Raw genomic sequence first — 13,154 nt, forward strand, 5'->3', positions numbered from 1 at the left:
GAATATGTCGATTACCGCCGAGCGCAAAGCCGAAGTCATCAAGGACAACGCCCGCGAAAAGGGTGATACCGGTTCGCCGGAAGTCCAGGTCGCGATCCTGACCGACCGCATCAACCAGCTGACCGGCCACTTCAAGGCGCACCACAAGGACAACCACAGCCGCCGCGGCCTTCTGATGATGGTCAACAAGCGCCGTAGCCTCCTCGACTATCTGAAGAAGAAGGATGAGGCCCGCTATTCGGCGCTGATCGCGAAGCTGGGTCTTCGCAAGTAAGAATTTCTGGCGGCCCCGGTTTTCCGGGGCCGCTGTCATATTGGTCCCGCGAAAATTTGCCGGACCACAGGGCCGCTCCCGCATCCGGCGGGACCGCCATTGGGGCAGACAGACGCCCTACACCGCCCCGGGCCGGATTGCCCGGAACTAGAGGCCCCGCCCGGCATTGGGCCCGGCGGGCAAAGGAAACTCCATGTTTGACGTGAAAAAAGTATCGATCGAGTGGGGCGGTGAAACGCTGACCCTCGAAACGGGCAAGGTTGCCCGCCAGGCCGACGGCGCGGTTGTCGCGACGCTGGGCGAAACGATGGTGCTGTGCGCCGTCACCGCCGCCAAGACAGTCAAGGAAGGGCAGGATTTCTTCCCGCTGACCGTCCATTATCAGGAAAAATATTCGGGTGCGGGCCGCATCCCCGGCGGCTTCTTCAAGCGCGAACGCGGCGCGACCGAAAAGGAAACGCTGGTTTCGCGTCTGACCGATCGTCCGATCCGTCCGCTGTTCCCTGAAGGTTTCTACAACGAAATCAACGTCATTGCCCAGGTTCTGAGCTATGACGGCCACAACGAACCCGACATCCTCGCGATGGTCGCCGCGTCTGCGGCTCTGACTATCTCGGGCGTGCCCTTCATGGGCCCGATCGGCGCCGCGCGCGTTGGCTATGTCGATGGCGAATATATCCTGAACCCGACCGACGCGCAGGTTGCCGCCGGCGACCTCGACCTCGTCGTCGCCGCGACTTACGATGCTGTGATGATGGTCGAATCCGAAGCAAACGAGCTGTCGGAAGAGATCATGCTCGGCGCCGTGCTGTTCGCGCACGACGCGTGCAAGGACGTCGTCAAGGCGATCGTCAAGCTCGCCGAACAGGCTGCCAAGGATCCCTGGGACATGGCCGAACAGGCCGACCTGACCGCCGCCAAGGACAAGCTGAAGAAGCTGATCGGCAAGGATATTGCCGCGGCTTACAAGCTGACCGACAAATCGGCCCGCTCGGGCGCGCTCAACGAAGCACGCGCCAAGGCCAAGGCTGCTTTCGCCGACGCCGCTCCGCAGGACCAGATGGCTGCGAACAAGCTGGTGAAGAAGCTCGAGGCCGAAATCGTTCGCGGCGCCATCCTCAAGGACGGCAAGCGTATCGACGGACGCACGACGACGCAGATTCGTCCGATCGTCGCCGAAACGCACTTCCTGCCCCGCGCCCATGGCTCGGCGCTTTTCACGCGCGGCGAGACGCAGACCATCGCGACCTGCACCTTGGGCACCAAGGATAGCGAGCAGATGATCGACGGCCTCAACGGCCTCAGCTACTCGAACTTCATGCTGCACTATAACTTCCCGCCCTATTCGGTCGGCGAAGTCGGTCGTTTCGGGGCGCCCAGCCGCCGCGACATCGGCCATGGCAAGCTGGCATGGCGTGCGCTGCACGCGGTGCTGCCGACGAAGGACGAGTTCCCCTACACGATCCGCATCACCAGCGACATCACCGAGTCGAACGGCTCGTCGTCGATGGCGTCGGTTTGCGGCGGTTCGCTTGCCATGATGGACGCCGGCGTGCCGCTGAAGCGTCCGGTTTCGGGCATCGCGATGGGCCTGATCCTCGAAGGCAAGGATTTCGCGATCCTGTCGGACATCCTTGGCGATGAAGATCACCTCGGCGACATGGATTTCAAGGTTGCGGGCACCGCCAACGGCATCACCACGATGCAGATGGACATCAAGATCGCGGGCATCACGCGCGAGATCTTCGAAGCCGCTCTGAACCAGGCGAAGGACGGCCGCGCGCACATCCTCGGCGAAATGGCGAAGGCGCTGGGCGAAGCCCGCACCGAGCTGTCGGCACATGCTCCGCGTATCGAAACGATGCAGATCGACAAGGCGAAGATCCGCGACATCATCGGCACCGGCGGCAAGGTGATCCGCGAGATCGTCGCGACCACCGGCGCCAAGGTCGACATCGACGACGAAGGTCTGATCAAGATCTCGTCGAGCGATCCCGAGCAGATCGAAGCCGCTCGCAAGTGGATTTCGGGCATCGTCGAAGAAGCCGAAGTCGGCAAGATCTATGACGGCAAGGTCGTCAACCTCGTCGATTTCGGTGCGTTCGTGAATTTCATGGGCGGCAAGGACGGTCTCGTTCATGTGTCAGAAATCGCCAGCGAGCGCGTCGAGAAGGTCGCTGACGTTCTGGCCGAAGGTCAGGAAGTCAAGGTCAAGGTCCTCGAGATCGACCCGCGCGGCAAGGTTCGCCTGTCGATGCGCGTCGTGAACCAGGAAACCGGCGAAGAACTCGAAGACACGCGCCCGCCGCGCGAACCCCGCGAAGACCGCGGTCCCCGCGGCGATCGTGGTCCGCGCCGTGATGGCGGCGGCGGCGATCGTGGTCCGCGTCGCGAAGGCGGCGGTGGCGGCCGTGACCGCGGCCCGCGTCGCGACGGCGGCGGTGGTGGCGATCGTGGCCCGCGCCGCGAACGCAGCGAAGGTCCGGAAGACCAGGGCCATGTGCCCGACTTCCTGAAGGACTAAGCCTTCCGCTAATCGGAAAAGAAAAGGGGCCGCGAAAGCGGCCCCTTTTTCGTGGCCGCTTTGGGGTGGGAAGCGGCCGCCAAAATCCTCCCTGTCGCGCAGCGATGGGGAGGGGGACCGCCGCAGCAGGCGGTGGTGGAGGGGCAGCGACGGTGCGCTAACGCCCCTCCGTCAGCGCTTCGCGCTGCCACCTCCCCATGCCTGCGGCACAGGGAGGACCAAGTGTCCGCAACCGGTCGTTAGCGGTCTTTGCCGATTCTCCGACAGGCAGGATCAGCCTTGCCGCCGCCGCCAATCAGCATAGAGATCGGGCCTGCCCGCCAGCCGGACAGGCCAATGGCGGATTCCATTGTCTGCTGGGAAAATGGTTTGGCGAGATCGTCGTAGATCGCCGCCGTCGACAGACCGTGCGGGGCGCCGTCCTCGTTCGAATAGGCGTAGGTCACGGCGTTGATTCCCGCGAGGCGCATCGCCGCCATGCACATCGGGCAGGGATGGCCGCTCGCGAAGACCGAGCAAGTCCCGAGGTCGGCGGTCGCTAGCGCGCGGCTTGCAAGTCGGACGGCGTTGAGCTCGGCGTGCGACGCTTCATGGCCGCCTTCCCTGTTCCAACTGTCTTATTAGTATAGAGCACATCGCGCCTTTTCCACAAAAAGAAGGGGCCGCTCGCGTAGCCCCTTCTCCTTGCGATACCGGATAGATCAGTCGAACAGGCGCTCGGCATAAACGCCGCGCAGCTGCGCAAAATTGTCCCAGTGCGGCACCGGCGTCGTGCCGCGCAGCTTTGCTTCGAGCACATCGACATGGCTGTGCCAGCCCGCGCTGACGTTGAGCAGAACCGACGGATCCTCGACGCGCTTGTGGACGATCGTCAGCAGCACCTCGTCGCCCTTTTCCGCGAGGGAAAAGGTCACGCCGCCGGTGCTGCCCCAGCTGATCGCCAGCAGGCGCGGGGCGTCGATCGCCAGGACTTCGCACGCCATGCTGTGCTCGTCGCCAAAGCCCTCGGGACGCGCGCCCGGCGGGTCGGTGAGTTCGTCGTTGCGCCAGACGAGCTCGACCGGCGCGCCGACCATCTGCTCCATCGCGCCCGCGGCGAGCCATCGGCGGCGCAGCTCGCCATCGGTCAGGTACGACCAGATGCGCTCGACCGGGCCCGGAAGCAGGCGCTCGATCGTCAGCGTCGCGGGTTCGGTGAGCACGCCATAATTGTCTTCGGTCAGCATCGTCGTCATCGTTTTTCTCCTTCTTTCCCGGGGAGGGGCTTTTTGGGGGGAGGGGGGACAGCATCTTCCGCGCGCAGCAGCCGTTCGAGCGTATCGAGCCGGTCGGTCCAGAAGCGGCGGTACATGCCGATCCACTGGTCGGCGCTCATCAGCGGCACCGGGTCGAGGCTGCAGACATGGGTGCGCCCGCGCACGTCGCGGCGGACCATCCCGGCATTTTCCAGCACCTTGATATGCTTCGACGCCGCGGCGAGCGACATCGCGAAGGGCTCCGCCAGCTCGCCGACCGTCCGTTCACCGGCGGCCAGCTCGCCCAGCATCGCCCGGCGCGTCGCATCGCCCAGCGCGTGGAAGATTAGATCGAGTGTGTGCGAATCATGTTCAACCATGAGGTTGAATATTGATCAGTCCGATTCGATTGTCAACCGATTGGTTTAATGATCCCGCACAAGCAAGTGATCTAGGGCTCCCCGGCGATCCGGTTTCGCGCATCTTCGCTATAGAGCGACCAGTCGGCGGGGCATTGCTTCACCGGCTTGGGAAGCCCCTGCATGCCCTCGCTGATCCAGCAATCGCTGAAGATCGAACAATAGCAGGAGCGAACCTGGAGTTTCCACCGCTCCTTGTTGAAAGCCAGCCAGACCGCTTCATTGGCGGGGGTGCGGGGCAGGCCGATGAGGTTCTGCGTTTCGCCCGGCCGAATTGCGACACCGGTCGAGGGCGAGGTCGAATAGGACAGAGATGTTCCGCGCTGAACGCCGCAGCACGCGGCGAACAATTCGGTGGGGTTGGCGATCACCTTGCCGTTGTAACGCATCTCGACGGGCCCGAGGATCGCCGGGCCGACGCCATTATTGGTCAGCGACAGCGAAATATCGGGCTTGCCCTCCTTGTCCGCGTTGCTGGTCCCGAAGGTGACGAAAGGCATCGCGCCGCCGGTTTGCATCTTCTGCGTCGCGTCGGCCTGGACGAAAGCGAAATAGGCGAGCGCGAGCGACGCGATCAACGCCGGCAGCCCGATCAGGAAATGCGCGATCGTGATCAGCGGCAGGTAGCGCAGGAAACGCGATCCGATCGCCGCGGCGTCTGGTTCGGACACGGCACGTTCGGACCCGTCGTCACGGTTCGGCGTTTCGCTCATCACTTTGCCTCTTTCGCTTGCTTGGTGCGCATACCTAGACCGGCTGCCGGGCTTTTCCAATCGGCGCTGTTGCCGGCGACCATTCTGAAATCGCTCGCATCGATCGGCGCATTGCGTTTATGATCGGTGCCATGCTGACCACGCTTCTTTCCGCGCTCGCGCTCGCCGCCCAATCGACCCCCGTGCCGCCGCAGGCGACGATATTGCCGCCCCCCGTGCCGCCGATCCCCGCGCCCGTCACGCCCGTTGTCGAGGCGGATACGCGGCCCTATGTCGCGCTCGCCACCGATCTCGGCACGATCACCGTGCGGATCGAAAACAAGCGCGCACCGATCACAGCCGGGAATTTCCTGCGCTATGTCGACGCGAAGCGGGTGGACGGGTTCAAATTCTATCGTTCGACCAAAAGCTGGGGTCCGGCGAACCAGCTGGTGCAGGCGGGCAACCGCGGCGATGCGCGCAAGAATTTCCCGCCGATCGCGCACGAGCCGACGACGAAGACGGGGCTGACCAACTGCAAGGGCGCGCTGTCGATGGCGCGGCTCAACCCCGGCGATGCGACGAGCGACTTCTTTCTGCTGCTCTCCGACATCAAGGGCTTCAACGCCGATGCGCCGGGCGGCGACGGCGCGGGCTTTGCGGTGTTCGGCGAGATTGTCGCGGGCGCCGACGTCGCCGAGGCGATCTTCAACGCCCCGATCTCCCCGACCGCGGGCGAAGGCGTGATGGTCGGCCAGATGCTCGAACCACAAGTGACGATCAAGACCGCGCGCCGCGTCCCGGCACCGGCGGATGCGCCGAAGGGATGTGTCGTTAAAGCGGGGTGATTTTCTCCACTGACATGCAGGCAGCACCGGCCCGCTCCCCCTCCCGGCCTCCCCAACGATAGTAACCTATGGGAGGCCGGGAGGGGGAGCGGGCCAGTGCCGAAACCCGATAAAACGCCCCATCATTTATTTTGCGTTCATCCGCGCTGTGGCTATACCGCGCGCATGACTCAACATGCCCCTTCGCGCGCGACCATGCGCCTGCTCGCCGCCGCACTTGCGATTACTCCCATGCTGGCGGCCTGTGCCGGGGGCGGCAATGTGAAGAAGGACACGCGTTACGTCGCGCGCGACGTCAACACGCTGTACCGCGCGGCGCAGGATCGGCTCGAGCGTCGGCAGTACGGCCTGGCCGCGGCGCTGTTCGACGAGGTCGAGCGCCAGCACCCCTATTCACCCTGGGCGCGGCGCGCGCAGCTGATGAGCTCGTTCAGCTACTATATGGACCGCGAATATACCCCGGCGATCGAAGCCGCGCAGCGCTTCCTCGCGATTCACCCGGGCAACAAGGACGCGCCCTACGCCTATTATCTGATCGGCCTGTCCTATTACGAGCAGATCAGCGACGTCACGCGCGACCAGAAGATCACCCAGCAGGCGTCGAACGCGCTCGGCGAAGTGATCCGCCGCTATCCCGACAGCCGCTATGCGTCCGACGCGCGGCTCAAGGTCGACCTGGTGCAGGACCATCTCGCCGGCAAGGAAATGGAAATCGGCCGTTTCTACCAGCGCAGCTCGAACTGGCTCGCGGCGTCGATCCGGTTCCGCGAGGTCGTCGACAAATATCAGACGACGAGCCACGCGCCTGAGGCGCTCTATCGCCTGACCGAATGCTATCTCGCGCTCGGCATCCCCGCCGAGGCGAAGAAGTCGGCCGCGGTCCTCGGCGCCAACTATCCGGGCAATGAATGGTACGAGCGCGCGTACAAGCTGATGCAGAAGAACGCCCCGAGCGCCTGATCGCGCCGGGAATAGATTCTGCCTTTGTTCTGCGGTAAGGACGGCTCGTGCTAACCGCTCTATCTATCGCCAATATCGTTCTGATCGAACGGCTCGACCTCGATTTCGAGGCCGGGCTAGGCGTGCTGACCGGCGAGACCGGCGCGGGCAAGTCGATCCTGCTCGACGCACTGGGCCTTGCGCTCGGTGCGCGCGCCGACAGCGCGCTGGTGCGGCAGGGCACCGACAAGGCGCAGGTGACCGCCAGCTTTGTCGCGCCGGCATCGGGAACGAAGCTCGCCGCATTGCTCGCCGAGAATGAGATCGAACTCGAACCCGGCGAACCGCTGCTGATCCGCCGCACGCTGAAGGCCGACGGCGGCAGCCGCGCTTTTCTGGGCGATCAGCCCTGTTCGGCGGCGCTGCTGCGCGAAGTCGGGACCTATCTGGTCGAGATCCACGGCCAGCACGACGACCGCGGCCTGCTCGCCCCCGCGGGACACCGCGCGCTGCTCGACGCCTATGCGCGCGCCGATACCCGCGGCGTCGCCGCTTTACATGCGGCGTGGCGCGCCGCCGAAGACAAGCTCGCTGCGGCGAAGGCGGCAATCTCCGAGGCCGAGCGCGACCGCGAATGGCTCGAACATTGCGTTACTGAACTGCACGCGCTCGCGCCCCAACCCGGCGAGGATGCCGAACTCTCCGAAGCACGCGCCACGATGCAAAAGGGCGAGAAGGTGGCGGGCGACCTCGGCGCGATCATGGAAGCGTTCGAGGGCAGCGACAGCGGTCCCGCGCAATTGCGCGGCGCGGCGCGGCGGCTCGACCGTCTCGCGGGCGATCATTCCTTGCTCGCCGAGGCGCTCGCCGCGCTCGACCGCGCGATCATCGAGGCTGACGAGGCCGAGACCAAGCTCCACGAAGCCGCGCGCGCGATGGAATATGATCCCGAACGGCTCGAGGCGACCGAGACGCGCCTGTTCGAGCTGCGCGCGATGGCGCGAAAGCACAATGTCCAGCCCGACGAGCTCGCCGAACTAACCGGCACGCTCGCCGCGCGGCTCGACGCGATCGAGGGCGGCAGTGCGGGGCTCGCAAAGCTCGAGACCGCGGTCGCCGAGACCGCCGCGGCCTATACCCACGCCGCGGCCGCGCTGTCCGACCAGCGCAGCAAGGCGGCAACCCGGCTCGACGCCGCAGTCGCGGGCGAACTCGTGCCGCTGAAACTCGACGCCGCGCGCTTCCAGACCCTCGTCGAGCGGCTGCCCGCCGAACGCTGGGGACCAGAGGGCATGGACCGCGTCGAATATCTCATCTCGACCAATCCCGGCGCCCCCTTCGCGCCGCTCGCCAAGATCGCATCGGGCGGCGAACTCTCGCGCTTCATCCTCGCGCTGAAGGTCGCGCTCGCCGAAGAGGGCGGGGCGGACACGATCATCTTCGACGAAATCGACCGGGGCGTCGGCGGCGCGGTCGCCTCGGCGATCGGCGAACGGCTGGCGCGCCTTGCGGGCGCGGGCAAGCAATTGCTCGCCGTGACGCACAGCCCGCAGGTCGCGGCGAAAGGCGCCGCGCATTTCATCATCGCCAAGTCGAGCCAAGGCACGGTCACCCGCACCAGTGTCCACGCGCTCGACGAAGCGGGCCGCCGCGAGGAAATCGCGCGCATGCTGTCGGGCGCCGAAGTGACCGCCGAGGCGCGCGCGCAGGCGGAAAGATTGCTGGAGACCCTATGACCGATCAGGCGCAACAGTATCGGGACGAGGGCTATCTGGCGCTGCCCGGTTTCGTGCCGACCGAAGTGACGCATGCGTTGCTCGGCTTGCTGAAGTCCGACCTTGTCCAGGGCGGCGTGTCGTTCGATCAATTGAAGCGCAAGCACGACCTGCTCGCGACCGCGGCGATCGAGGTCTACGGCACGCATTATCTGCCGCTTTCGACCTTCCTCTGGGGCATGACCCCGGCGATCAGCGCGATCGTCGGCCAGGATCTGCGCCCGACCTATTGCTATTTCCGTATGTACCGCAAAGGCGACATCTGCCGCGTCCACTCGGACCGTTACGCCTGCGAGCATAGCCTGTCGCTGCTGCTCGCGGCGAGCGAAGGGGCGGCGTGGCCGCTCGAGGTGGGGTCCGAGCATATCGAGACGCCGCGCCAGCGCGCCGACCCCGATTTCGGCGACGAAGCCTATGGATCGGTGTCGATGCTACCCGGCGATGCCGTCCTCTATCAAGGCGTCCACCGGCTGCACGGGCGGATGATGCCCAATCCCAATCGCTGGTCCGCGCACCTGTTCCTGCACTGGGTCGACCCCGCCGGTCCCTATGCCGATAATGCGTTCGAGGGGATCGAGATTCTGCCGACCGAAGCGCTCGCGATGGAATGGGTCTGAGACGTGGCGGCGGCGCATCCGCTCGATCGTCCGGTCTGGAGCATGCTCACCGGGCGGCAGGCGCATCTCGCCGAGGGCGACCGCCTGGCGGTGCGGATCGATCGCGGCTATGGCGTCTTTGGCGCCGCTCCCGACACCGGCGCCGAAACGCTTGCCGCGCTCGCCGCGCTCGTCCCCGATGAAGGCGAAATCTGGATCGTCGAGGGCGAGCCGTGGCCGGTCCCTCCCGGCACGCGCGAAGTGAAGCGCGCGGTGCTCGCGCAGATGGTCGCCGAGGGCGCGCCGCCGCCGCCGCGCGAAGGCGAGCCCGCAATCATCGCACTGGGCGACGATGACGCCCCCGAAATGGCGGCGCTCGCCGAGCATGCGAAGCCCGGACCATGGGGACCGAAGACGCATCGTTACGGTCCCTTTTTTGGCGTTCGAGAGAGTGGGCGCGAAAACGGCCGCCTGCTCGCGATGGCGGGCCAGCGCATATTGGTCCCCGGCATGGCCGAGGTCAGCGGCGTCGCGACATGGGAGGATTGCCGCGGCCGCGGGCTCGCTCGGGCGCTGATCGGCCATGTCATGCGCGCAATGGTCGCGCGCGGCGAACAGCCTTTCCTGCACAGCTATGCCGACAATGCCGGCGCGATCGCACTCTATGAATCGCTCGGCTTTCGTATCCGGCGGCAGGTGCATGTGCTGGCGATCGCGAAATGATGAACCGCCGCGACCATATCGCCGCGATGCTGGCGATGGCGGCCGCGCTGCTCCCCGCCACGAAACTGCTCGCCCTGGAGGCCAAGATGGAAGAAGCCGACCCCCAATATGGCCTGCTCGGCCAGATGATGGCGCAGCCCGGCCAGCGCGCCGCACTCGCCGCGATCCTCGCCCAAGGCACCGGTGAAATGCCCGGCAATATCGCCTATCTGATCGGCGAAGACAGCGCGAACCCCGACGCGATCTGGATCGTCGAACTCTGGGACAGCAAGGAAGCGCACGCCGCTTCGCTAAAGCTCCCCGCGGTGCAGGGCGCGATCAGGAAAGGTCGCCCGCTAATCGCAGGATTTGGTACTCGCGCCGAGTTTAAGCCGGTGGCAAAATCATAATAAGCCCCTCCCCTTCAGGGGAGGGGTTGGGGTGGGGTTATGGGTCGAACGAAACGTAACGACATTCTGCTCGGCTATGCTCACAAGATGCGTCGCCAGCCGACCGAGGTTGAGAAGCGATTGTGGCGTTCCTCGTCTGGAGCGAAATTGGGTGACCATAAGTTTCGGCGTCAGGCCATCCTTGGCCCTTACATTGCCGACTTCTTCTGTCCTCAAAAGTATCTGGTGATCGAGATTGATGGAGATACACACGATGCCGAAGCGGATGCGATAAGAGATTTAGCAATGGCGGAGCGAGGAATTACGGTGGTTCGCGTGACGAATGAGGATGTGTTGACGAATATGGATGACGTGCTGCATTTTTTTCTCACGGAGTTGGACGGTCGTGCCGATCGATGGCCCCACCCCAACCCCTCCCCTGAAGGGGAGGGGCTTTCAAAATGACCGAAATCGAATCCCTGTCGCAGGCCGACGCCGCCAATGAACTGATGCGGCTCGCGAAGCAGATCGCGTATCACAGCAAACGCTATCACGCCGAGGATGCGCCCGAGATTTCGGACGCCGACTATGACGCGCTCGTCCGCCGCAACAACGAGCTTGAGGCGGCTTTCCCGGCGCTCATCCGTGCCGACAGCCCGAACAAATTGGTCGGCGCCGCGGTCGAGGCGTCGCCGCTCGCCAAGGTCACCCATGCGCAGCGCATGATGAGCCTCGACAACGCCTTTGCGGCCGAGGATGTCAAGGAATTTGCCGCGCGCGTGCGGCGCTTCCTCAATCTGGGCGCCGACGCCGTGATCGCGATGACCGCCGAAGACAAGATCGACGGCCTCTCCTGCTCGCTGCGCTATGAAAAGGGCAAGCTGGTGCAGGCCGCGACGCGCGGCGACGGCAGCGTCGGCGAGGATGTCACCCCGAACGTCGCCACCATCGCCGACATCCCGCAGGAACTGAAGGACGCCGCCCCCGACGTCTTCGAGATCCGCGGCGAAGTCTATATGGCGAAGGCCGACTTCACGGCGCTCAACGAGCGATTGATGGAAGAGGGGCGCGCGATCGCCGCGCAGCGCGAGCAGGCGTTCGATCCCGCCACCGTCCGCCAGTTCGCCAACCCGCGCAACGCCGCTGCGGGTTCGCTCCGCCAGAAGGACGCGAGCATAACCGCGTCGCGCCCGCTGCGTTTCCTAGCCCATGGCTGGGGCGAGGTCAGCGCGCTTCCCGCCGAAACGCAATATGATGTGATGAAACAGATCGAACGCTGGGGTGCCCCGGTGTCGCCGCTCCTCAAACGCTACGACAGCGTCGCCGACATCCTCGCCCATTATGCCGAGATCGAGCGCCGCCGCGCCGACATGGATTATGATATCGACGGCGTCGTTTACAAGGTCGACAGCCTTGCATGGCAGCAGCGCCTCGGCTTCGTCGCCAAGGCTCCAAGATGGGCAATAGCGCATAAATTCCCCGCCGAACGTGCGCAGACGACACTCGAAGCGATCGACATCCAGGTCGGGCGCACCGGCAAGCTGACCCCCGTCGGGCGCCTCGTCCCCGTCACCGTCGGCGGGGTCGTCGTGTCGAACGTCACGCTCCACAACCGCGACGAGATTGGGCGTTTGAGCGTGCGCCCCGGCGACCGCGTCGTGATCCAGCGCGCCGGCGACGTGATCCCGCAGGTCGTCGAGAATCTCACCCGCGACGAGGACCGCGCGCCTTACATCTTCCCCGACCATTGCCCCGTCTGCAACAGCGAGGCGGTGGCCGAGGAGGGCGAGGTCGACGTCCGCTGCACCGGCGGCCTCATCTGCAATGCGCAAAAGTTCGAGCGCCTGCGCCATTTCGTCAGCCGCGGCGCGCTCGACATCGAGGGGCTGGGCGAGAAGAGCATTCAGGAGTTCCTCGACTTAGGCTGGCTCGACAAGGGCCCCGCCGACATCTTCCGCCTGAAAGGCCATCGCGCCGACCTGCTCGGCCGCGAAGGCTGGAAGGAAAAGTCGGTCGACAATCTCTTCGCCGCGATCGAGGCCAAGCGCACACCCGACGCCGCGCGCCTGCTCTTCGGCCTCGGCATTCGCCACGTCGGTGCGGTGACCGCGCGCGACCTGCTCAAGGGGCTCGGCGACATCGCGCGGCTTCCCGAGAAGGCGGCTGAGATCCATGCTTACCTCGAAGCCAATCCGCAGGCCGAGGGCGAATCCGACGGCAAGTTCATGACGCGCAAGATGGAAGCTATCAAATCGATCCTTGAGGTTCGGGCGGACGGTATTGGGCCGGCCGTCGCCGAGGCGCTCGGCGATTTCTTCCACGAACCGCATAACCGCACATTATGGGATGATCTCTTCTCGGAAGTGTCTCCACCACTCTATGTGGTCGAAACCCGCGAAAGCGAAGTGTCGGGCATGACCGTCGTCTTCACCGGCAAACTCGAGACGATGAGCCGCGACGAAGCCAAGGCGCAGGCCGAGGCGCTTGGCGCCAAGGCCGCAGGCAGCGTCAGCGCCAAGACCAATCTTGTCGTCGCGGGCCCGGGCGCGGGATCGAAGCTCAAACAGGCGGCGGCGCTCGGCATCCGCGTGATCGACGAGGCGGATTGGGCGGAGATTGTTGAAGCGGCGGGGTAAGTCCTCCCTGTCGCGAAGCGATGGGGAGGGGGACCGCCGCGGAGCGGTGGTGGAGGGGCAGCGACGTTGCGCCACGCCCCTCCGTCAGCCGCTACGCGACTGCCACCTCCCCATGGCTTCGCCAC

The 13,154-nt window shown here is 65.2% G+C and carries 13 protein-coding genes and 1 pseudogene; 10 read left to right on the plus strand and 4 right to left on the minus strand.

The genetic code is table 11. The features are described from left to right. The first annotated feature begins 4 nt into the window (after positions 1-4). Positions 5-274: a 30S ribosomal protein S15 gene (gene rpsO, locus ACREBX_RS16750; protein WP_431562874.1), complete on the plus strand. Its 270-nt coding sequence runs from the start codon at positions 5-7 to the stop codon at positions 272-274. A 193-nt stretch (positions 275-467) separates the two neighbouring features. Beyond that, the gene (gene pnp, locus ACREBX_RS16755) at positions 468-2,798 is read left to right on the plus strand and encodes a polyribonucleotide nucleotidyltransferase (RefSeq protein ID WP_431562875.1); all 2,331 of its coding nucleotides are present in this window, start codon (positions 468-470) and stop codon (positions 2,796-2,798) included. 239 nt (positions 2,799-3,037) lie between these two features. On the opposite strand, the pseudogene ACREBX_RS16760 reads toward pnp, so the two are convergent. The 4 genes and pseudogenes from ACREBX_RS16760 to ACREBX_RS16775 all read right to left on the minus strand — a co-directional run. After that, positions 3,038-3,337 (minus strand): annotated as a pseudogene (locus ACREBX_RS16760) (hypothetical protein); the annotation flags it as partial. Positions 3,338-3,499: 162 nt separating this feature from the next. Beyond that, on the minus strand, positions 3,500-4,033 hold the full coding sequence (locus tag ACREBX_RS16765) for an SRPBCC family protein (protein ID WP_431562876.1): 534 nt from the start codon (positions 4,031-4,033) through the stop codon (positions 3,500-3,502). After that, complete coding sequence (locus tag ACREBX_RS16770) at positions 4,030-4,413, minus strand: ArsR/SmtB family transcription factor (protein ID WP_431562877.1); 384 nt, start codon at positions 4,411-4,413, stop codon at positions 4,030-4,032. Before ACREBX_RS16770 ends, ACREBX_RS16765 begins: the two co-directional genes overlap by 4 nt. Positions 4,414-4,484: 71 nt before the next feature. Beyond that, positions 4,485-5,165, minus strand: a complete 681-nt coding sequence (locus tag ACREBX_RS16775) for a hypothetical protein (protein WP_431562878.1) — start codon at positions 5,163-5,165, stop codon at positions 4,485-4,487. A 131-nt stretch (positions 5,166-5,296) separates the two neighbouring features. Here ACREBX_RS16775 and ACREBX_RS16780 point away from each other — a divergent pair, with 131 nt between their 5' ends. From ACREBX_RS16780 to ligA, 8 genes are all read left to right on the plus strand, one after another. Beyond that, the gene (locus tag ACREBX_RS16780) at positions 5,297-5,992 is read left to right on the plus strand and encodes a peptidylprolyl isomerase (protein WP_431562879.1); all 696 of its coding nucleotides are present in this window, start codon (positions 5,297-5,299) and stop codon (positions 5,990-5,992) included. A gap of 165 nt (positions 5,993-6,157) precedes the next feature. Next, a complete protein-coding gene (locus ACREBX_RS16785) occupies positions 6,158-6,952 on the plus strand; it encodes an outer membrane protein assembly factor BamD (protein WP_431562880.1) in 795 nt (264 codons plus the stop codon). 47 nt (positions 6,953-6,999) lie between these two features. Next, a complete protein-coding gene (gene recN / locus ACREBX_RS16790; RefSeq protein WP_431562881.1) occupies positions 7,000-8,667 on the plus strand; it encodes a DNA repair protein RecN in 1,668 nt (555 codons plus the stop codon). Further along, entirely contained in the window at positions 8,664-9,323 is a 660-nt protein-coding gene (locus ACREBX_RS16795) for a hypothetical protein (protein WP_431562882.1), read from the plus strand. Before recN ends, ACREBX_RS16795 begins: the two co-directional genes overlap by 4 nt. A 3-nt stretch (positions 9,324-9,326) precedes the next feature. Continuing rightward, positions 9,327-10,025, plus strand: coding sequence for a GNAT family N-acetyltransferase (locus ACREBX_RS16800; protein ID WP_431562883.1), 699 nt, complete (start codon positions 9,327-9,329; stop codon positions 10,023-10,025). Then, positions 10,022-10,414: a putative quinol monooxygenase gene (locus ACREBX_RS16805; protein WP_431562884.1), complete on the plus strand. Its 393-nt coding sequence runs from the start codon at positions 10,022-10,024 to the stop codon at positions 10,412-10,414. Before ACREBX_RS16800 ends, ACREBX_RS16805 begins: the two co-directional genes overlap by 4 nt. A 39-nt stretch (positions 10,415-10,453) precedes the next feature. Beyond that, positions 10,454-10,858 (plus strand): endonuclease domain-containing protein, encoded by a 405-nt coding sequence (locus ACREBX_RS16810; protein WP_431562885.1) that lies wholly within the window; start codon positions 10,454-10,456, stop codon positions 10,856-10,858. Then, entirely contained in the window at positions 10,855-13,029 is a 2,175-nt protein-coding gene (gene ligA / locus ACREBX_RS16815; protein ID WP_431562886.1) for an NAD-dependent DNA ligase LigA, read from the plus strand. Before ACREBX_RS16810 ends, ligA begins: the two co-directional genes overlap by 4 nt. The last annotated feature ends 125 nt before the right edge of the window (positions 13,030-13,154 follow it).

It is taken from the genome of Sphingopyxis sp. (assembly GCF_050725655.1).
GTDB lineage: Bacteria > Pseudomonadota > Alphaproteobacteria > Sphingomonadales > Sphingomonadaceae > Sphingopyxis.